Origin of the sequence: uncultured Megasphaera sp. (assembly GCF_900539295.1) — a bacterium.
Taxonomy (GTDB): Bacteria; Bacillota; Negativicutes; order Veillonellales; family Megasphaeraceae; genus Megasphaera.
Genome location: NZ_UQBH01000003.1, coordinates 85,920 through 107,232, shown reverse-complemented (window position 1 = coordinate 107,232; position 21,313 = coordinate 85,920). Strand labels below are relative to the sequence as shown.

General features: G+C 49.9%; 18 protein-coding genes and 1 CRISPR repeat array. Of the genes, 6 read left to right on the top strand and 12 right to left on the bottom strand.

What is annotated here, in order from left to right; translation table 11 throughout:
* Positions 1–10: 10 nt before the first annotated feature.
* The 5 genes from QZQ46_RS01805 to ade form a co-directional block, all read right to left on the bottom strand.
* A complete protein-coding gene (locus tag QZQ46_RS01805; protein WP_296826245.1) occupies positions 11–1,075 on the bottom strand; it encodes an ABC transporter substrate-binding protein in 1,065 nt (354 codons plus the stop codon).
* A 14-nt stretch (positions 1,076–1,089) separates the two neighbouring features.
* The gene (locus tag QZQ46_RS01800; RefSeq protein ID WP_296826244.1) at positions 1,090–1,872 is read right to left on the bottom strand and encodes an ABC transporter permease; all 783 of its coding nucleotides are present in this window, start codon (positions 1,870–1,872) and stop codon (positions 1,090–1,092) included.
* Positions 1,869–2,696, bottom strand: a complete 828-nt coding sequence (locus QZQ46_RS01795) for an ABC transporter permease (protein ID WP_044504105.1) — start codon at positions 2,694–2,696, stop codon at positions 1,869–1,871. The genes QZQ46_RS01800 and QZQ46_RS01795 overlap by 4 nt, the downstream gene beginning before the upstream one ends.
* Entirely contained in the window at positions 2,689–3,759 is a 1,071-nt protein-coding gene (locus QZQ46_RS01790; protein WP_296826243.1) for an ABC transporter ATP-binding protein, read from the bottom strand. Before QZQ46_RS01790 ends, QZQ46_RS01795 begins: the two co-directional genes overlap by 8 nt.
* A 243-nt stretch (positions 3,760–4,002) precedes the next feature.
* Positions 4,003–5,745 (bottom strand): adenine deaminase, encoded by a 1,743-nt coding sequence (gene ade, locus QZQ46_RS01785; protein ID WP_296826242.1) that lies wholly within the window; start codon positions 5,743–5,745, stop codon positions 4,003–4,005.
* Positions 5,746–5,938: 193 nt separating this feature from the next.
* Between ade and QZQ46_RS01780 the strand changes: the two genes are divergently transcribed.
* Entirely contained in the window at positions 5,939–7,333 is a 1,395-nt protein-coding gene (locus QZQ46_RS01780) for an NCS2 family permease (RefSeq protein ID WP_296826241.1), read from the top strand.
* Between the two features lie 90 nt (positions 7,334–7,423).
* Positions 7,424–7,649: a CRISPR direct-repeat array (repeat unit 31 nt; unit sequence GTTTCAATCCACGCACCCGTTGGGGTGCGAC).
* 423 nt (positions 7,650–8,072) lie between these two features.
* On the opposite strand, the gene QZQ46_RS01775 is transcribed toward QZQ46_RS01780, so the two are convergent.
* Positions 8,073–9,011 (bottom strand): sugar phosphate isomerase/epimerase, encoded by a 939-nt coding sequence (locus QZQ46_RS01775; RefSeq protein WP_296826240.1) that lies wholly within the window; start codon positions 9,009–9,011, stop codon positions 8,073–8,075.
* Positions 9,012–9,037: 26 nt separating this feature from the next.
* Positions 9,038–10,216: a Gfo/Idh/MocA family protein gene (locus tag QZQ46_RS01770; RefSeq protein ID WP_296826239.1), complete on the bottom strand. Its 1,179-nt coding sequence runs from the start codon at positions 10,214–10,216 to the stop codon at positions 9,038–9,040.
* Positions 10,217–10,510: 294 nt separating this feature from the next.
* Here QZQ46_RS01770 and QZQ46_RS01765 point away from each other — a divergent pair, with 294 nt between their 5' ends.
* The 5 genes from QZQ46_RS01765 (at position 10,511) to QZQ46_RS01745 (ending at position 16,514) form a co-directional block, all read left to right on the top strand.
* Positions 10,511–11,353 (top strand): AraC family transcriptional regulator, encoded by an 843-nt coding sequence (locus tag QZQ46_RS01765; protein ID WP_298014610.1) that lies wholly within the window; start codon positions 10,511–10,513, stop codon positions 11,351–11,353.
* Between the two features lie 619 nt (positions 11,354–11,972).
* Entirely contained in the window at positions 11,973–13,289 is a 1,317-nt protein-coding gene (locus QZQ46_RS01760) for a sugar porter family MFS transporter (protein WP_296826271.1), read from the top strand.
* Between the two features lie 48 nt (positions 13,290–13,337).
* Positions 13,338–14,258 (top strand): sugar phosphate isomerase/epimerase family protein, encoded by a 921-nt coding sequence (locus tag QZQ46_RS01755; protein ID WP_296826238.1) that lies wholly within the window; start codon positions 13,338–13,340, stop codon positions 14,256–14,258.
* 21 nt (positions 14,259–14,279) lie between these two features.
* The gene (locus QZQ46_RS01750) at positions 14,280–14,600 is read left to right on the top strand and encodes a PTS lactose/cellobiose transporter subunit IIA (RefSeq protein WP_296826237.1); all 321 of its coding nucleotides are present in this window, start codon (positions 14,280–14,282) and stop codon (positions 14,598–14,600) included.
* A 957-nt stretch (positions 14,601–15,557) separates the two neighbouring features.
* Complete coding sequence (locus QZQ46_RS01745) at positions 15,558–16,514, top strand: C-Myc-binding protein (protein ID WP_296826236.1); 957 nt, start codon at positions 15,558–15,560, stop codon at positions 16,512–16,514.
* A gap of 112 nt (positions 16,515–16,626) precedes the next feature.
* On the opposite strand, the gene QZQ46_RS01740 is transcribed toward QZQ46_RS01745, so the two are convergent.
* The 5 genes from QZQ46_RS01740 to rfbA are packed head-to-tail and all read right to left on the bottom strand — an operon-like array spanning position 16,627 to position 21,143.
* The gene (locus tag QZQ46_RS01740) at positions 16,627–17,535 is read right to left on the bottom strand and encodes an HAD family hydrolase (protein WP_296826235.1); all 909 of its coding nucleotides are present in this window, start codon (positions 17,533–17,535) and stop codon (positions 16,627–16,629) included.
* A 49-nt stretch (positions 17,536–17,584) separates the two neighbouring features.
* The gene (gene rfbC / locus QZQ46_RS01735; RefSeq protein ID WP_296826234.1) at positions 17,585–18,193 is read right to left on the bottom strand and encodes a dTDP-4-dehydrorhamnose 3,5-epimerase; all 609 of its coding nucleotides are present in this window, start codon (positions 18,191–18,193) and stop codon (positions 17,585–17,587) included.
* 47 nt (positions 18,194–18,240) lie between these two features.
* Positions 18,241–19,143, bottom strand: a complete 903-nt coding sequence (gene rfbD, locus QZQ46_RS01730) for a dTDP-4-dehydrorhamnose reductase (RefSeq protein ID WP_296826233.1) — start codon at positions 19,141–19,143, stop codon at positions 18,241–18,243.
* A 32-nt stretch (positions 19,144–19,175) separates the two neighbouring features.
* Positions 19,176–20,198: a dTDP-glucose 4,6-dehydratase gene (rfbB, locus tag QZQ46_RS01725; RefSeq protein ID WP_296826232.1), complete on the bottom strand. Its 1,023-nt coding sequence runs from the start codon at positions 20,196–20,198 to the stop codon at positions 19,176–19,178.
* A 60-nt stretch (positions 20,199–20,258) separates the two neighbouring features.
* Entirely contained in the window at positions 20,259–21,143 is an 885-nt protein-coding gene (gene rfbA / locus QZQ46_RS01720) for a glucose-1-phosphate thymidylyltransferase RfbA (protein ID WP_296826231.1), read from the bottom strand.
* Positions 21,144–21,313: the final 170 nt, after the last annotated feature.

Sequence of the window (21,313 nt, the reverse complement as noted above, 5' to 3'; positions counted from 1 at the left end):
TTTTCGTTATCTACCAGACTTTTACCTGAATCCACTGATCGTTATAATACTTGTCTTCCCGTTCCCCTAAGTAGCGGTACGTTTCCTGACCGGCATAGGCTTCTTTCGGCGGGAAGACGACGGGATTATCCTTATAATCTTCATCTTCTTCCATCTCTGGAACGGCGATGTTCGGCGTCGAATAGGTCAAATATTCAAAGTTCTTCAAGGCAATGTCGGGACGACTCATGAAATCGATGAATTTATGGGCATTTTCGACGTGGGCCGCATTTTTAGGAATGACCCAGGAGTCGATCCAAAGATTGGTCCCTTCCTTAGGAATGACGTATTCCAAATTCCGATTGGCCAAGATCATCCGCAGGGCTTCGCCGGAAAAGACGACACCCATGGCCGCTTCGCCGGAGACGAGTTTATCTTTAACATCATCGATGCCGTAGGCCTGAACCAAGGGCTTCTGGGCTATGAGCAGGTCTCTGGCCTGTGCAATTTGGGCCGGATCCGTCGTATTGAGGGAATAGCCCAGGAGTTTCAAGGCCACCATGAAGGAATCGCGGGGCGAATCCTGCATGATGATCTCGTTCTTATACTTGTCATTCCACAAGATGGACCAGCTGTCGACAGGGTCGTCGACCATGGTCTTATTATAGACGATGCCGACGGTACCCCAACAGTACGGCACGGAATAGCGGTTGCCCGGATCGAAGAACTCCGACTGCTGCCAGAACTGCTGGCCGACATACTGCCGGGCATTGGGCAGTTGGGAGTAATCGAGGGGCTGCAGCAACCCGTTGTGTATCATCTTTTGAATCATATAGTCCGACGGGCAAATGACGTCGTAACGTTCGGCTCCTGCCGCCACTAACGGATACATACTTTCATTGGTGTCGAATTCATCCATGATGACGCGGATGCCCGTTTCTTCTTCAAACTGTGTAATCGTATCGGGGTCGACATAGTCCCCCCAGTTATAGACGTAGACGACGTTATCTCCGTCTTCCTCCCCTTCCAGGAACCCGCAGCCCGATAAGGCAAGGACACAAAAGAGTCCCATGAGGAGCAGTCGAATATATTTCATGACAGGCCTCCCTTTTATAAATCTCGTCCCAAGGCCAATCGCTTGCGGTTCATCGTGAGTAAGACCGCAAAGACCAAGACAAAGACGAACACCAGTGTCGACAGGGCATACATTTCCGGATGGATGCCGAGTTTCAATTCTGCGTAAATTTCCGTCGGCAGCGTATCGATGCCGGCGCCTTTCGTAAAGTGGGTAATGATGAAATCATCGGCAGACATGGTAAAGGCCAGCATGAACCCGGCCAAGAGACTGGGCCGCAGCTCCGGCAGGACGACGCGGCGAAAGGCGACAAAGGGCGTTGCCCCGAGATCGCGGGCGGCATCGTAGCAGCTGCGGTCGAGGGCCAGGAACTGAGGCATGATGCACAAAATGACATAAGGCAGATTAAAGACGACGTGAGCCATGAGGATGGAGCCATAGCCAAGGCGCAGCCCCATGCCGAGAAAGAGCAGCATCAGGGAAATCCCGGTAACGATATCGGCATTTAAGAGTGGCAGACTGGCTACCCCGAGTAGGACCGAGCGCTGCTTGCGTCCCATACCGCGCAGAGCCATGCAGGTAATGAGGCCCAGGATGGTCGCCAGAGCCGCCGACGTCAGGCCGATGGTAATCGTATTCTGCAAGGCTTCGAGAATCCCTTCATTTTGAAAGAGTTCGCCGTACCACTGCAGGGTAAACCCCGTCCAATGGCCGCGATAGCGGCTGGCGTTGAAGGACTGTGCAATGAGGACGCCAATGGGCGCATAGAGAAAGAGAACGACTAAGGCAACATAGCCTTTTTTCCATTTTTCCATCATTTCTTCACCTGCCCTTCACTGCGGTCAAAGTAAGCCGTCATCACCATATTGACGATGATGAACAGCATCAGCACCAGGGATAAGCCGCTCCCTAAGTGCCAGTCATAGGCCATGGTAAATTCCTGTTCGACAATGTTGCCGATGAGGAGAACCTTATTCCCGCCTAAAAGGCCGCTGATAAAGAACGTCGTCAGCGACGGGATAAAAACCATAGTAATGCCGCTGATGGCACCGGGCAGGGACAAGGGCAGGATGACCTTGGTGAAGGTCTGCCAGGAACTGGCCCCGAGGTCGCGGGCGGCGGCGATGACGTTGCGGTTGATTTTGCTCAAGGATACGTAGAGGGGCAAGATCATATAAGGTAAAAAGTTATAGATCATGCCGATGACAATAGCTGCCGGCGTGTTGATGAGCACGACGTCCGGCAGGGACAAAAGACGCAAGAACTGATTAAGAATACCATTCTTTTCAAGAATCGTCTGCCAAGCCATGGTCGTCAGCATGGAATTCATCCACATAGGAAGGACGAACAACAGAAATAAAAGGGTGCTCTTACTCCGCTTTTCTTCAGTCAAAATGAGGCACAGCGGATAGGCCACGAGAAGACAGACAACCGTACTGACTAAGGCCAGGAGCAAGGACAGTTCCAGGGATTTTAAATATTCCCAGTGAGCAATGAGGCTGATATTCGCTAACGTAAAAGTCCCACTGCTGTCGGTCAGGCCGTACCAGGCGATGGCCACGAGGGGACAGAAAATAAACAGGATTGCCCAAATGAGGAAGGGCAACGTAAACAGATTGCGGATCGCTGCCGAGTTAATCATTTTCCATCGCCCTTTCGTCTTCGGATTCCGGTTTATTCATGATTTGGATATTAAAAGGATCGACTTCCAAGCTGACTTCGTCGCCCGGTTCATAATTTTTCGTCGACTTGACCAGCCATTCGATATTCCGGGCCTGAATGGTAATGTTATAGTTCATGCCTTCAAAAATGACTTTGGTGACGACACCGTTGAAGCCGCCTTCACGAGCCGGCCGCAGTTCCATGTCTTCCGGCCGTATCTGGACGTCGACGGGACGATTCGTACCGAAGCCGACGTCAACGCATTCGAAATCGTAGTCGGCAATGCGGACCAACTTATCGTGGACCATGAGGCCGTCGACGATGTTGCTGTCACCGATGAAGTCGGCAACAAAAGCGTTTTCCGGTTCATTGTAGATACTTTCCGGCGTGCCGATCTGCTGAATATAGCCTTGGTTCATGACGACGACGATGTCGGACATGCTGAGTGCTTCTTCCTGATCGTGGGTTACGAAGACGAAGGTAATTCCCAGCTCTTCTTTAATCTTGATGAGCTCGAGCTGCATACTGCGGCGCAGCTTCCGGTCCAGGGCACTGAGCGGTTCGTCAAGAAGCAATACCCGCGGCTCGTTGACGATGGCTCTGGCAATGGCCACACGCTGCTGCTGGCCGCCGGAGAGGTCGACGATGTTGGCATGTTCATAACCGTCGAGATTGACCAGTTTCAAGGCATAGCTGATTTTGTCACGGATGTAATCGCGAGGCTTGCCATGAATCTTAGGCCCGAAGGCGATATTCTCGGCGACATCCATATGCGAAAAAAGGGAATAATTCTGGAACACCGTGTTGACCTGACGCCGATTGGGCGGCAGCTGGGTAATATCCTTTCCATCAAAGAGGATTCGCCCTTTATCGGGTGTTTCAAAACCGGCAAGAAGCCGCAAAGTCGTCGTCTTGCCACAGCCGCTCGGTCCTAAAAGGGTGACAAATGAATTTTCTGAAATGGTAAGATTCAGCTCATCTAATACCAGGTGCCCCTCATAGGATTTGGATACATTGTCCAAATAAATCAATTCTTTTGCCATTCTCACTTCTCCTTTTTATCCAACAGGACTCTAAAAAAAGGGATTTCGCACAAGCTGTCCCTTATGCGAGGTCCCTTCTTTCTATGATGGAATGTGGTTCCTGCCCCGTATGCAAAGTGCCTTACTAAAAGGCACCGTCTTTGCAGGAAGCCTGATTCAGGCTTCCCGATACATTAGGTATACTTTATTTTATTATAGCATATACCGTTGTATTTTTTCAAAGACAGGATACACTCTTCCGTTTCAGGACAGTTCAACCGGGACAAAATCAAAGGCCTCGACGTCGAATAATCCCGTATCGAGTAATTTAAGTTTTGGAATGACCGGCAAGCTCATGAAGCACAACGTCATGATGACATCGACATCGGCACTGACGCCTAAGATACTGCGTGCCTTATCATAGAGGTCATCGAGAGCGGCGTCGACTTCGGCAGCCGGCTTATCGCTCATCAGACCGGCAATGGGCAGCGGAATGGCGGCCAATACCTTTCCGTCAAGAATGACGGCCATACCGCCCTTCTGTTGTTCCAAGACTTCGACAGCCGCAGCCATATCCTTATTGCCGGCGCCGGCCACGATGATATTATGCGAGTCGTGGGCGATAGAAACGGCGACAGCTCCTTTTTTCAGGCCGTAGCCGCGGAGCAGGCCGAGGCCGACGTTGCCCGTGCCGTGATGGCGTTCGATGACGGCGACTTTGATGATATCAGCCGTTTCATCAAAGATGAAGTCGCCCGTTTCATCACGTCGGATTTGGGCTTCCCCTTTTCCGGTAACGACGCCGCCGGGCATGATATCGATGGTCCGCACATGATCGCTCTTTAAATGCATGACCAGTTTTTCTTCCGAGAAATCGGCAATCGTCACTGAACTACCGACCGAACTGTAATCGGCTCTCGTAAAGGGAGGCAGATACTGACCGTTTTCAGCGACCTTCTGCCCTTCAATAAAGGTAGCTCGGACCTTGAAGTCCTGCAAGTCTTCAAAGAGGACGATGTCAGCTCGCTTACCCGGTGCCAAGGCGCCGCGGTCGTCAAAATGATAGCATTCAGCCGCATTTAAGGTGCCCATGGTGATGGCAGCTTCCGGTGAGAGACCGGCGGCAACGCATAAGCGCAGGTGTTCGTTGAGGTGGCCTTTTTCAAAAATCGTCTTGGGATGAAGGTCGTCCGAGCACAAGAGGAACCGCCGTAAACTGGCCGGCGTCACGGCTTTTACCAGCTTCGGCAAATCGTGGCAGGCCGAGCCGTTGCGCAAGAGGACGTACATCCCGGCTTGAACCCGTTCTTCGGCGTCGCTTTTGCTGAAGCATTCGTGGTCGGTCAGGATTTGGGCCGAAATGTAGGCCTGAAGATCCTTGCCATGAACACCGGGGCTGTGACCGTCAATGGGTTTTCCCGTGCCATAGGCCGTAATGAGTTTATCGAGGACAGCATCGTGTCCTTCGAGGATACCCGGGCAGTTCATGAATTCGCCGACACCGAGGATGCGGTCATCGGCCAGGGGAGCTTCCATATCCTTGGCTTCAAGGGTGGCACCGCTGTGGTCAAAAGGCGTCGCCGGCACGCAGGACGGCACCATAAAATGGATGTCGAGAGCCGTTTCTTCTGCCGCCTTCATCATATAATCCAAACCCTTCAAGCCGCAGACGTTGACGATTTCATGCGGATCGGCAACGATGGTCGTCGTTCCGAAAGGCACGACTAAGCGGCCGAATTCTTCAGGACTGACGTAACAGGACTCGATATGGATATGGCTTTCGATGAGGCCCGGCGCTGCATAGGCTCCCTTTGCATCGATTACTTTCTTCCCTTCATAAGGGCCGCCTACGCCGGCGATGACGCCGTCGGCGATGACGATATCCCCTTTTCGCGTCGTCTGTGTATATACATCTACAATATGGCAATCTTTAAGGACAAGATCCCCCGGTTCGAGGCCCCGGGCAACGGCAATACGCCGTTTTAACTGGTTCCGCGTCACTGTCATAATGTACCCCTCTCTTTCGGTAATATCATGTATTTTATTGTTCTGACTCATTGTACCATATTATCGCTTTTTTTGACAAAAGTATTGCTCAAATATGCCAAAGCCCCTATAATGATAATATTCCATAATATTGCTTGTCATTATTTATTATATTCATTTATGGCAGTATTAAAAAAAGGAGTGTGAACATGTTATGGAAAACCAACCGTCTTTTCTCGACCGTATTTTTCACCTTCGTGAAAACGGCACGACGGTCCGTACCGAAATCCTAGCCGGGATTACGACTTTTATGACTATGGCTTACATTCTGGCCGTCAACCCGACGATCATGAGCGCCGCCGGCATGGATAAGGGCGCCGTCCTGACGGCAACGGCCCTGGCCTCCCTCATCGGGACCTTGTGCATGGCCGTTTTTGCCAACTATCCTTTCGCTTTGGCGCCTGGCATGGGGCTCAACGCCTTCTTTGCCTTTACTGTCGTACTGCAGATGGGCTACACCTGGGAAATGGCCTTGGCGGCTGTATTCGTTGAAGGGATTATTTTCATCGTCTTGTCCCTGACCAATGTCCGCGAAGCCATTTTCAACGCCATCCCCATGACCTTGAAACGGGCTGTATCCGCCGGTATCGGCCTCTTCATTGCCCTTATCGGCCTCTTGAATGCTCAGATTATCGTCGCCAATCCGGCTACGAAAATCGCCCTCTTTTCCTTTAAACAATCCGCCGCTACGGGTACCTTCAATACCGTTGGCATCACAGTTCTCCTGTCCATGATTGGCATCATGTTCACCGGGGTCCTGATGGTCAAAAAAGTCCGCGGCAACATCCTTTGGGGCATCCTCTTCACGTGGATTTTGGCCATTATCTGCGAACTCACCGGCCTCTACGTCCCCAATCCGGAATTACACATGTTCAGCGTCATCCCGGATCTCTCCGGCGGTGCTGCTGCCTTTACCCCGGCCAGCCTGGACCCGATTTTCGGTCAGCTCGACTTCAGCCGCGTCTTCAGCCTGGACTTCTTAGTCGTCATGTTCGCCTTCCTCTTCGTCGACATCTTCGACACCTTGGGAACCCTCATCGGCGTATCGTCCAAGGCTAACATGCTCGACGAAAACGGCCGTCTGCCCCGCATCAAAGGCGCCCTTTTAGCCGACGCCGTCGCAACGACCTTCGGTGCCGTCCTCGGTACCAGCACGACGACGACCTTCGTCGAAAGTGCTACCGGCGTCAGTGAAGGCGGCCGCACCGGTTTGACTGCCGTCTGCGTTGCCATCCTCTTCGCCCTGTCTCTCTTCTTATCGCCGTTCTTCATGGCCATCCCGGCCTTTGCTACGGCACCGGCCTTGGTTATCGTCGGCTTCCTCATGCTGACCGCCGTCGTCGGCATCGACTTTGACGACTTCAGCGAATCCATTCCGGCATACATTACGATTATTGCCATGCCCTTCTGCTACAGCATTTCAGAAGGTATCTCCTTTGGCATTATCTCCTATGTCTTCATCAACGTCTTGACCAACAAGCGGGAAAAGATTTCCCTCCTCATGTACGTCCTAGCCGTCATCTTCGTCTTAAAATATATCTTCTTATAAGGTGATAGCAAAAAGGCTGTACCCCGTGAGAAACAAAATCACGGCGTACAGCCTCTTTTTTTGTGCCAAAATTTAGAGCAACTGAACCCGGCCTCAATCCACGCACCCGTTGGGGTGCGACCATGGAATTCGTTGTCCGGGGGACGAGTTACGATGTTTCAATCCACGCACCCGTTGGGGTGCGACCTGGCGTCCGGCAATGGAAAAATCTTGGCACGGAGTTTCAATCCACGCACCCGTTGGGGTGCGACACGACAGCGATTGCCGGTTATTTTGAGCCAGCGCGTTTCAATCCACGCACCCGTTGGGGTGCGACAGCAAAAATTTTATTTCCCCGTGTTTTCCTTGATATGCAATGCAGCTAAATCCCCACTGACAGTCCCTATATCGCAGTCATTAGGGATTTACTCCGTCCTTCTCTCTATCGATGGCACTTTTTATCGGGAATTATCATGGTCACTTTCCTTTCGCATTATAGTCTGACTGGCCTTCTTAAGATTATTATAGCACACGTGACGCTTCTTTCCGTAAGCAAATCACTGTTCCTTATAGTCAGTAGCATACCAGCGCATAAAAAAGCCACCGCAGTATATCTGCTGCGGTGGCCAGGTCTAACGTTTTGAGGTCACTACATTTGAGTCGTACTTTATTTTTCAGATGAGTTATCTTGCACCCCTTTAAGAGATAATATCTCAAATGAGGATTTATTCATGTCGAATAATCCCCACTGATAATCTCATCACTGACTAATCGTCTGGCGCAGGGCATCGATGGACGTATGAACACCGGCTTCAACGCTCATGGTAAGGTCTTCCATTTCAAGAGAAACATCACCATGATAGCCCATCATCGACAGGACCGAGAAGAATTCTTTCCACCACTGCAAATCCTTACCACAGCCAACGGCGACATAATTCCAAACACGGTCTGCTGACTCCGTAACCGGGCGCGGCTCAAGAAGGCCATTCGTATCGGCAAGGCCTCGTTCGATACGTGCATCCTTGCCGTGAACATGGAAGATGCATCCCTTGAGAGCCCGTGCCGCTGCAATCGGATCAGCACCAAGAACCATCATATGTGACGGATCAAGGTTGATGCCGATAATCGGATCGGTCGCCTCACGAAGTTTGAGCATCGTCTCTGCCGACCAAACCATGGTCCCCGGGAATTCTTCAATGGCAATCTGTTCAATATGATGCGCTTTTGCGTAAGCTGCAAACTTTTTCCAGAAAGCAATCGTGACTTCCCACTGATACTGATAGGAGGGTTCCATGAAATCCGGCCACGATACAGTCGAAACGATCCAATTCGGCGTTTCATCTTTCGGACTCCCTGCCGGAAGGCCTGCCATGGCAACGATTTTTTTGACGCCAAGTTTTTTCGCCAAATCGACACAGGCATACATGGAATTTTCATAGGCTTTGCCCGTTGCCGACGGCCAGAGCGGATTACAAGAAGTATTGAGGGCAGAGATACGCATACCGCGTTTGGTCAGTTCGTCCTGAAAAGCCTGCAGCTTCTTCGAATCCTTCAAGAGTTCCTGCGTATGGCAGTGCTTCTGTGCACCCCAACCACCGGCAGTCATTTCAACCGCATCAATACCAAGGGATTTTACTTTATCGAGCATATCCGTGTACGAAAGGTCCTGGAATACATCGGTACAAATTGCTAACTGCATTTCATTCACCTGCTTTCTTATCTCACTTATTTAAAGGGAACCCAGACGCCGCCTTTATCTGCGGATTCGACACATTTCGTGATCCAGCGGATGCCGTCAATGCCGGCGTTGATGTCCGGATAATTAATTTTCTTAAGACCTTCTTCATCGCCGCGGTTCTTGGCATCGATGGCCATGGCAATCTTGAGGTAGATATTGGCCCAGCTTTCACCGAGGCCTTCCGTATGAAGAGCATTCATGCGTTCGAATTCAGTGCAGTCGTCACTGAGATAGGGCATGCCGCGATACAGTTTCTGATTCGGCTGGCCCTGGACTTCATAAATGAGTTCATTAGACTGCCAATCGTTGAATTCAACCGACGCTTTGGAACCGACGATACGGATATGCTGAGAATCCATGCTGCCGGCATCGACCGCCGAAACCCACATACGGCCAACAGCGCCATTGTCATAATGCATGAGGACATAGGCATTATCTTCCAGAGGAGCCCGAGATTTAACAAAGCTCTGACAATCACAGAGAACTTCTTTCAGTTTGATATCCGGGCAAATCAGCTGGCTCATGTAGAAAGTATGCGTCGACAGATCGCCAAGGACGAAGGACGGGCCGGATTTTTTCGGATCGACACGCCATTTCTGTGCTTCATTCTGCTGGTCGCCGATTTCACTGCAGGCAAAGCCATGGGTATAGCTGAGTTCAATCATATGAATCGTACCGAGATCACCGTTCTGAATCATCGAACGCATCTGCAGCAGCATCTGGAAACCAGAGAAACCATAAGTGACACCGACGATTTTACCTTTTTCTTCCGCCAGTTTCTTGATTTCTTCGCCTTCTTCTACCGTAAAGAACAACGGTTTTTCACAGATGACATGGAGACCGGCGTTAAGGGCTGCTTTGGTGATTTCATAATGCGTGAAGTTCGGCGTAGCGATGGAAACAACTTCGATGCCGTCCGGACGTTTGGCTTCTTCCGTAAACATCGTTTTGTAATCCGGATAGAGGCGTTCTTCGGCGACGCCGAGGTTGCGGCCGAAATCCTTGCAGCGGTCATAATCAACATCGAAAGCTGCCGCCAAGAGCTGATATGTCGTGTTGTCGCGCAGCGCCCCCGTGCGATGTTTATAGCCAACCTGTCCCGTGCGGCCGCCGCCGACAATGCCCCAACGAAGTGGTCTTTCAATTTTCTTTTCGCCATTTAACATGATAATTATCTCCTTTTCTTGCGCTGAACTTTTTATTCGTCAGCGTGTCATTGTTTATGATTGTTATTAGGGTAAAACGCGCGCGTCAGAAAGGTTGTTAGCAAAATAAGGCTCATAAAACCTTATAAAATCTTGATTTTCATCTTGTCTTACTTTGTTCTTGCCTTTCGTTTGATTGCATTATAAAATAAATACCAGCAAGCGTAAACGGTCTATCTTGTCAAAAAATACATCAATCTTGCTAAAGGCATCAAATCATTCACCATAATTTCCTAAACAAAGGTGGTCTTACTCATGAAAAGCGTCGATCCTGGCATTTTGCCGCAATCAATCTGTTTTTCCTTTACTCCCTCCGCTGCAGCGAAAGACATGCTGTTCTATCCGACTTGGTGCGGGCACTATTATTGTATGAAACAATATTTCATGCGCCGCGAATCATACGCTGCCCTCCTGCTCATCTACATACGAAGCGGCATTATGAATATCTCTTTCCGAGGCAAAGACTACCGAGCCCATCAAGGGGATGTGGTCCTCCTCGACTGCTATGAGCCTCATTATTATCAGGCAGAAGACGGCCTCGAATTCCTCTATCTCCATTTTGACGGTTCTAACGCCCGCGAACTCACGGACTATATCCTTGAAAACACCGGGCCCCTCATTCAGCTGGACACCAACAGCGAGATTGATCAAGGGCTGTATGACATGGTTTCCTTCTATGAAAAAGACGGGCTCGAAACGCCGTTCCAGGTCTCCCTGCGCATCTACAAACTGCTGGCCCTTCTCTCCATTCCCAACAAGACCACGGTCCGCAGCCAAGATCCCATCGCCAGTGCCGTAAAATACATACACAATCATATCGGAAAAGACATCACGCTGAAAGAACTGGCGGAGGTAGCCCAGCTCAGTCCTTACTATTTTGCCCACTGCTTCAAAGAGCAGACCGGCTACGCTCCCATTGAATACGTCATAAACAGCAAGATCAATCAGGCCAAGATTATGCTCGTCCATGGCACGGAGTCCGTTGAATCCATTGCATTCTCCCTTGGCTATTCCTCCAGCAACAGTCTCATCAACCTCTTTCTCAAGCGTATCGGCATGACGCCCCATCAGTACCGCAAACACAATCGTAATCATTAAATACTATATAAGCAGGCAAAAAAAGCAGGCAAATCATGTCTGCTTTTTTTATTATCCTTTATCCGAAATTCATAAAAAATCCATCCTTTGCTCGTAACGATTTATTCGTCAGCAGGCCCATCGGTCTTCCTCTCGGATATATCGGCATGCCCTGTCTATCAATATCGCAAACACCATCGCAATCATTATTCATCATAATTATTAATTACTGCATTAGCAGACAGATTCTGCCTGATTTTTATCTTTTAGTATCAGCTATCCGAAAAAAAGCAGAAATAGTGCCGATAAATAAAAAGCAAGACAGATATATTTTTCAGCAAGCAGGCATCTTTAAGGCATACATTCTATTCGGTATAATCATAATTAGATAAAGCAAGACGGGCAGATAGATAATGATATACGGATTATTTGATACGTCCTGCTCTTCGTACAAAGCGCTCTGTATTATCAATACTCTCATTTTCTTTTATACACAGCTATTGAATGATTAACAAAAGGATGTGATGTTTATGTCTCAACCATCAAATGCACAAAGTTATTTAAAGAAAATCATGATCATATCCACGTTCGGCGGTCTTCTCTTCGGATATGATACGGGCGTCATCAACGGTGCCCTGCCATACATGTCGGCCCCAGATCAGTTGAACCTCTCCCCCTCCATGAGGGCTGGGTCGTCAGTATTCTGCTTCTGGGTGCTGCAACAGGCTCTATCGTAGGCGGCCGTCTCTCGGATATGCTCGGCAGACGTCACAATATCATCTGCCTGGCCGTGCTTTTCTTCTTCGCGGCCATTGGCTGCAGCCTGGCCCCCTCCTTTGAAGTCATGCTCTGTACCCGCTTTCTGTTAGGTCTTGCCGTTGGCGGTGCCTCCGTCACCGTACCGACCTATCTGGCCGAACTCGCACCGGTGGAAAATCGAGGCCGCATGGTCACCCAGAATGAATTCATGATTGTTACCGGTCAGTTCTTGGCATTCGTCTGCAATGCCATCATCGCCATCGTTCTTGCCGGCGACCCTCATATCTGGCGTTACATGCTTGCCGTCTGCGCCTTGCCGGCAGTCTTCCTGTTTTTCGGAATGCTCAAACTTCCGGAAAGCCCTCGCTGGCTGTTCATGAAAGGGAAACTCTCTGAATCTCTCGCCGTGCTTTCTGTCGTACGCAGCACCAAAGAACGGGCTATCGCCGAGTTCAACGAAATCCAAGATCTCATCAAAGCCCAGTCGATTCAACGCCAAGCAACCTATCGCGATCTCATGACACCCTGGGTTCGCCGCATCATGCTGATTGGCATCGGCATTGCCGTCTTCACGCAGCTGACCGGGGTCAACTCGGTCATGTATTACGGTACTCAGATTCTGACCAAAGCCGGATTCTCCAGAGAAGGCGCCTTGATTGCCAATACCCTCAATGGTTTGACTTCAGTCTGTGCCGTAGCCTTTTGTTTCTACCTCATGACAAAAATCAAGCGCCGCACGCAGATGCTTGCCGGATTTATCGGTACGACAACGGCTTTGCTGCTGATCACCCTAGCTTCACATTTTCTCAGCGAGACAGCCTTCTTTCCCTTCCTGATTCTCGGCCTTACGGTTATGTTCCTTGCATTCATGCAGAGCTGCCTCGGCCCCATTCTCTGGTTGGAGCTCTCTGAAATCATCCCCTTGAAACTGCGCGGCCTTGGTTACGGTATCTGCTCCTTCTTCGTCTGGATGGCGAATTTCTTTGTTGGCCTGGCTTTTCCTGTCATGCTCAGCTCCCTCGGCCTTGACATGACCTTCTGTGTCTTTGTCATTATCGGCCTTGTCTCCATTACCTTTACCAAGCTCTTCGTGCCGGAAACAAAAGGCCGTTCCCTTGAAGAAATTGAAGCCGGCTTCCGCCACTATGATGAAAATCAGTCAGCGAGCAAGGACACCATCAAACCAATATCCCTGTAATAATGTCTCATTCCTTATTTTTAATACCCAAACAGGAGGTCTTTCCCCATGAAAATTGCCTTTGATGTCGACGTACTGTCGAAACAGATGAGCATCAACGGTCTCGTCCATCAAGTTGCCGACTGGGGCTATAAATACATCGAACAATCACCCCATCCGCGCATCAATCCATTCTACAAACATCCTCTCTTCTCCAAAGAGTGCGAAGAAGAATACCGCAAAGCCCTCAAAGAAACAGGCGTCGAAATTTCCTCATTCATCTGCGTCTACCGCTGGTCCGGTCCAACGGAAGAACAACGCAGGATGGCCGTAGCCAACTGGAAAAGAATCATCGAAATCGCCGTCAACATGGGCGTACCGGTCATCAACACGGAACTGTCAGGCGATCCGAACCAGCAGGAAATCTGCAATGGCATGTGGTTTCGCTCCATGGAGGAGCTGCTGCCCATCATTGAACGCGAGGGCCTGCGCGTCGAGATTCAGTCGCATCCGTACGACTTCTGCGAACTCAACGATGAAACCTGCGACATGGTCAAGTCCTTCCGTTCCAAAAACCTCGGTTACGTTTATTCTTCTCCGCACGGCTTTTTCTACGACCAGGGAAAAGGCGATGTCCGCCATATGCTCGCCTACGCCGGTGACGAACTGACCCATGTACTGTTCGCCGATACGTACAACCAGACTCTCGACTGCCGCTACATCTTAAATCCGCCAACGCTGAATCAGCGAGGCCGCGAGGATGTATCCGTCCATCAGCATCTAAACCTCGGCATGGGCGATGTCGACTTTGACGGCATCTTTGAAACCCTGCGCCAGATGGATTTTGCCAACAAGCAACTCCGATCGGACGCTCCGAAAGTCGGCGGCGACAACATTGCCTGCGTCTCCATCTTCGGCTTCCCCGAAAAGATGGCCGAATGGGCACCGCAGGCACGCGAACGCATCGAGAACGAACTGCTTAAGAAATAAAAACAAAAAGGAGATTCCAATATGTCTAAACCAGAAGATGTTGCATTCGAAATTATCGCAGCGGCCGGTGATGGCCGTGCCAAAGTTGCAGATGCATTAAAACAGGCACGCCGCGGAAACTTTGGCGATGCCGAAGAGAGCCTTAAGGCAGCTGATGAGTATTTGCTCAAGGCACATAGACTACAGACAGAAGAACTACTGCAAAAAGAGGCCAACGGTGAACTGAAAGGACCGTTTAACGTACTCATCGCTCATGCCCAGGATTACGTCATGACCGGCATGGCCATGAAAGATATGGCAAGTGAAATCGTCAATCTCTACACACAAATTCGTGCAAAGTAACCATTCTTTTCCTGCCACTTCTTTTTCCTAATACCATCTCACTAGAATATGTCGTAAAAAGCGGTCCGCTGACTGATGCTAGTCGGCAGGCCGCCTTTGCTGTAAGGGGCATGTACTTTACAGCTCTTGCATATATGAATCATGCAGGTTCTCTTGCCCACTTGAAAAAACAACGAGGGCACGACCTATGCTAAAAAGCTGTCGTGCCCTTACTTTTCTATATATGAATATGCATCCTTAGATATTTTTTCATCCGGACCGAGAATCCCTGGGTACCCTTGGTAATCTAAACCATGCGCCGACCTACAGATAAACTACCTGCAATGCTTCCAAAATAAGGCATTTCTTCGGCAAACAAAATGTAAGAAAAACCATATCATCAGTCAACAACAAAGATACTATTTATCTCGCAAAACCCGTATAACTATTACAGAAAAAGTATACATATAACCATCTAAAATCCGTATGTTTCCTTATCCCCAGTGTTTCAAATCTACGCACCCGTTGGGGAGCGGCTCTGTTCACCGACGACACTGTAGTCATTGCAGGGGTTTCAATCCACGCACCTGTTGAGGTGCGACACAAAATTTTTATTTTCCTGTGTTTTCCTTGATATGCAATGCAGCTAAATCCCCACTGACAGTCCCTATATAGCAGTCATTAGGGATTTACTTCGTCCGTCTCTCTATCTATGGCATTTTTTATCGGGAATTATCATGGCCACTTCCCTTTCGCATTATAGTCTGACCGAGCCTTCTTAAGATTATTATAGCATAAGTAATCCTTCTTTTAGTAAGCAAAAACACCGTATTCCTCATTCTTCGTTCTCCATAAAAATATCTTCTGTCAGATTCTCTGCCGCTCTCCCTATGGATTTCGCTGTATCTTACGCCTTACATTCTCTTCCGGAATGGCTTATAATAGAAACATTCCAGTACCTTGAGGAGCCTTATTATCATGAAAATCACGCAGATACTCTATACGAATTCCTTTTCGGGCCTCTCCTGCCGCGGCGAAGATCGTTTTCTGCCTTACGGCGAAGCCATCTGTCTTGCCGGCCGTCCCGTCCCGACAGCCCGATTATGGCAGAAATTAAAAGACAATCCGGCTGTAACCTTTCCCGATCAGACGGGCCTTATGACCGGCCAGTGCCAACTGACTCAGGAAAGCTTCACGCCGCGAAAAGCCGAATATACCCTGCACCGCAGCGATGACAACATTACGAAAGCTATTGCCTCCGTAACGATTGAGCAATTCTCTCGTCCGACGGCTATCAAAGGCCACAAGGTCCGCGGCCGCATCGCCGTCACCAACACGCCTGTTCCTTCCGATACAGCCGAAGCCTTAAAGCTTGCCGGCATCCTCGATACGGCCGGACAGATTGCCCTCGGCCTGGGCCTCATTCGCCTCGTCTATAATGATACGCCTCCCATCTTCGATGATGAAGCAGCCAGCCTGCGCGACGAATTGAACCAGACAAAAGCCGCCTTTCAAGCTCTGCAGGAAAATTACGACGGCTATGTAAAGACCTTGGAACAGTCTATTCAGGAATGGGAAGCTCGCTGCCCCCAAGAGGATTTAGAGCAAGGGGCCTTCCCCCTTCCTGACGACTACACGGTACGCCTCGAAAAAGCCGCCGATGCCCTTACGGTCTGTGTCGCCGGCGGCAGTGATTTATGGCACGAAAAAATTAAAACTCGCTTTCCCGAATGGACGATTTTGGAGAATAAAAATTTCGACGGCCAAAAACTGCAGGGAGCCGACGTTCTGATCATCAACACCAATCACACGGGCCATGCCTTGGTCCGAAAAGCTTGTCAGCAAGCTGCCTCGCAGGGCACGATGGTCTGCTACACCAGCCACTACAACTTAAACGCCGTCGCTGCCGACATTCTCTACGCCTTGGGAGAATAATCTCCCCTGTCGATTTACGCTCCAACCCAATATCTTATGCCTAACAAAAAAAGCCTTTCACAAACAAGCTGCTGCTCCTGCCTGTGAAGGGCTTTTTGCTGCCTTTATTCGATTAAACCAGATGTTTCGGTGCCGAGGAAATAGCCCCTTCGAGGCTTTCTTTTTCGGCAAAATAGATTCGCCGTGCCATTTCATCGACCTTATGGGTCAGCCACATATAGGCCGTCGTCCCCTCACGGTAATCGGCTTCGGCATACATGTCGATGCGGCCGTCTTCGCGCAGCTGATTGACTTGTTGAAAGGCCGTATCATTTCCCTTAGGATAGATGGCAAAGGTCGCGCCGCCGAATTTATTGATGACCGAAAAGGCCGGCACGTCGCTGGGGCCGTCGGCAATGTAGATCATATTCGGAAAGGCCACGCGGCGATAGGCGTCAGACATCTTGGCGTTGACATCGATGTCGGGCCGCTGAGGAACGCCCTTGTTGATTTCAAACAAGGCCCGCGTCTTGGTCGTGTTGTCGATAGTGTAGCCGATTTCGCTGATGACCTTCTGCTGATTTTCATCGACGCTTTCGATGAAGTCACAGCCCCAAATCGCTTCGACGTAGGGCATGACGGCCGATCCTTTGATAATGGCCAGCATCCCCGTACTGACGATATAGTGTTCTACTTTTATATTGTATTCCTGATAGCGAGGATTATTTTCTACGACAGCCTTGAGGTTTTTGAAAATATCGGGAACACCGGGATAATACTTCTGCTTTTCTCCAAAGCTCCGCAGCTTTTCATTGTTCAGTCCCTTAAAAGTCCCCTTGCGGGTCTCGTTGATGAACTGGTTCAAATAAATGGTATCGCCATTGACGCGAATGCCTTCTTCGGCATATTTCGCCGGCAGGGCATTGACTTCCCGCCAAAATTCGGTCTTATCGATATTATATTCTTCAAAAATCGGATCCTGCATATTCCCGTCGATGAGGGTCTTGTCAAAGTCCCAAATGACGGCGATGATGTTCTGCATAGGCTTCACCTCGCTGCTGCGCTCGAAGAAAAAAGGGCTTTACATTCGGTTAAAAGGAAAAAGTATCTTTCAGTCCCAACCAATTCTGGTCTTTATCACTCATGGTAAGGGGCGTCCCGTCGGCCAGGGTGTAGCCGGCAGCACTGCAAGTTCCATCATAGGTCCCCTTCAGGCCAGGCCAAACGATACCGATTTCAGGATCGTTCCAGGCCATGCCTCCTTCATCATTGGGATGCCAAAAGTCATTGACTTTATAACAAAATTCAGCGACGTCGCTGAGGACCAAAAAGCCGTGAGCAAAGCCCTCAGGAATGAGGAACTGCTTCTTATTTTCTGCCGTCAGTTCTACGCCGTACCACTTGCCGTAGGTCTTTGACTGACGGCGAAGGTCGACGGCGACGTCAAAGACGCTGCCTCGGACGGCGCGAACCAATTTGCACTGAGGGAACTGTTTTTGGAAGTGAAGGCCCCGCAAAACGCCTTTCACCGACATGGACTGGTTGTCCTGAACGAAGGCGATATCAAAACCGGCTTCTTCCATATCCCGCTGATTGTATGTCTCCATAAAGAAGCCGCGGTCATCGCCGTGAACGGCCGGGGTGATGATACAAAGGCCTTCAATATTTCCGACATTTTTTTCTACTGTAATCTGACCCATTTCGTGTTGTCTCTCCTTTTATATCCCGTAACGCCTGTATCAGACGGTTACTCTAAATAGCGCTTCAAGGCGTCCTTCCAATCAGGAAGAGGCGTAAATCCGGCTGCGACGAGCTTCTGTTTATCGAGGCGCGAATTGAAGGGGCGTTTGGCCTTCGACAGGCCGTATTCTGCCGTCGTGACGGGAATGACCTCAGTCTTATAACCGGCTTGGCGATAGATTTCGCAGGTAAAATCATACCAGGAAATATAGCCGCCCTCATTAGTCGCGTGATAATAACCGTACTTGTCCGTTTGGATCATGTCGACCAACAGGCGTGCCAAGTCAAAGGTATAGGTCGGCGTCCCGATCTGATCATTGACGACTCGGACCGTATCGTGGGTCTTGCCGACATTCAGCATGGTCTTGACGAAGTTTTTGCCGTTCTTGCCGAAAACCCAGGCAATGCGGACGATGAAATACTTGTCCAGCGTCTGTGATACGGCCAGCTCCCCTTCGAGCTTGGTCTGGCCATAGACATTGAGGGGCTGGTAATCACGGCAGTCCGGCTGCCACGGTTCGCTTCCCTGTCCGTTAAAGACGTAGTCCGTACTGAGATAGAGCATCTTGCAGTCCAATGCTTTGCAGGCATCGGCAATGTGCTGAGTCCCGCCGGCGTTGACGGCGCGAACCTTGTCGACCAGTCCGTCGTCTTCAGCCATATCAACGGCCGTCCAAGCGGCACAGTGAATGACGGCGTCGGGCCGGACTTCATTCAAGACCTCCGAAACGGCTTCTTTATCAGTAATATCCAAGGAGCGATACGGTGCCTTGGTAACGGCAGAGCCATCGTCAAGGCCGCTGTATGCCGGCGCCAAATCGCTGCCGATACCGACATGGCCGCGAAGGGCCAATTCATTCATTACGTCATGTCCCAGTTGTCCGTTGACACCGGTCACGAAAATTTTCATAAGTTCACCCTCATTTCCCTTCGTCAGTTGCCTTAGCCTCGGTGTCCATACATCTCTTGATAATAGGTCTGGTATTCGCCGGAGACAATAGGCTGCCACCAATCCTTATGATCCAAGTACCAGGCGATGGTCTTTTTGATGCCGTCCGCAAATTTTGTTTCCGGAAGCCAGCCCAGTTCGTCGTGAATCTTCGTCGGGTCGATGGCGTAGCGGCGGTCGTGGCCTTTGCGGTCAGTTACATGCTGAATCAGTCTTTCGTCTTTGCCCAGCTCCCGGCAGATCAAGGTGACGATGTCGATGTTCTTCATTTCATTGTGGCCGCCGACGTTATAGACTTCGCCGACACGTCCTTTTCGGATAATGAGGTCGATAGCCCGGCAGTGATCTTCTACATAGAGCCAGTCACGGACGTTAAGACCGTCGCCGTAAACCGGAAGGGCCTTATCATTCAAAGCGTTGATGATCATGAGAGGAATCAATTTTTCCGGAAAATGATAGGGCCCGTAGTTATTGGAGCAGCGGCTTATACTCACAGGAAGGCCATAGGTCCGGTGATAAGCCAGAACTAACAAATCAGCCGACGCCTTCGACGAGCTGTACGGACTCGAGGCATGAATCGGCGTCGTTTCCGTAAAGAACAGGTCCGGACGGTCCAAGGGCAAATCACCGTACACTTCGTCCGTCGATACCTGATGATAACGCTGGATGCCGTACTTACGGCAGGCATCCATGAGCACCGCCGTGCCCATGATGTTCGTTTCTAAGAAAATCGAAGGATTTTCAATAGAACGGTCGACGTGAGATTCTGCCGCAAAGTTGACGACCATGTCCGGCTTTTCTTCTTCAAAAAGCTGATATACGGCCTTACGATCGCAGATATCGGCTTTGACGAAGCGAAAATTCGGCTGTTCCATGACCGGCTGCAGCGTCGACAAATTGCCTGCATAGGTCAATTTATCCAAGCAAATAATCCGATCTTCCGAATGTGTTTTTAACATGTAAAAGACAAAATTAGAACCAATAAATCCAGCACCGCCGGTGACGATGATATTCATGAAAAAGTTCCTCCCATTTCTCGATGTATCCTGCACATAGAATTCCTTGGAGCGATGAAATTATTCGTCCCGCAAGAACCGGCCTTCGGCAACTTTTTTCAAGTACTGTCCATAAGGGCTCTTGCCGTATTTTTCAGCGCTTTCTTCGAGGACTTCCTTGGTGATCCAGCCGTGACCGTAGGCAATATCTTCCAAGGCGGCAATTTGAATTCCCGCCCGATTTTCCACGGCCTTTACGAAAGACGAGGCTTCACTCAGGCTGTCGACGGTTCCCGTATCGAGCCAAGCGTAGCCCCTTCCGAGGGTTACGACATCGAGTTTTCCTTTTTCCAAATAAATCTTATTCAAGTCGGTAATTTCCAGTTCACCGCGGGCAGACGGCTTCACTTGCTTGGCATACTCGCAGACGTGGTGATCGTAGAAATAAAGGCCCGTTACGGCATAGTTCGACTTCGGCTGCTGCGGCTTTTCTTCGATAGAAATAGCCTTTCCGTCGCCGTCGAATTCAATGACGCCAAACCGTTCCGGATCGTCGACATAATACCCAAAAACGGTAGCCCCTTCCTGCATCTTAGCGGCTTGCTGCAGATGACGGGTCAGGCCGGCACCGTAGAAAATATTGTCGCCGAGGATCATGGCGCACGGTTCCCCGTCGATAAACTCTTCCCCGAGGATAAAGGCCTGGGCCAAACCATCGGGAGAAGGCTGGACCTTATAGCTCAAATGGATGCCGTAATGAGAGCCATCGCCGAGAAGGCGTTCAAAGTTCGGCAAATCCGTCGGTGTAGAAATAATTAAAATGTCCCGAATCCCGGCCAACATCAAGGTCGACAAGGGATAATAAATCATGGGCTTATCATAGACCGGCAACAACTGTTTCGATGTTACCGTCGTCAGCGGGTACAGCCGGGTCCCGCTTCCGCCAGCCAATACAATACCTTTCAAAAGATCACTCCTCACTTATGCCTATTAAGTATACCATATTTCAGCTTTCTTTGCCCAACCTGAACGAACTCAGAATACTACATATTTCTAACATATCGGGTCATCAAGCTCGTCCTAAATCCGCAGAAGTCATTTCTGGAAACGATTAAGAAACATATCGTCAATTATGA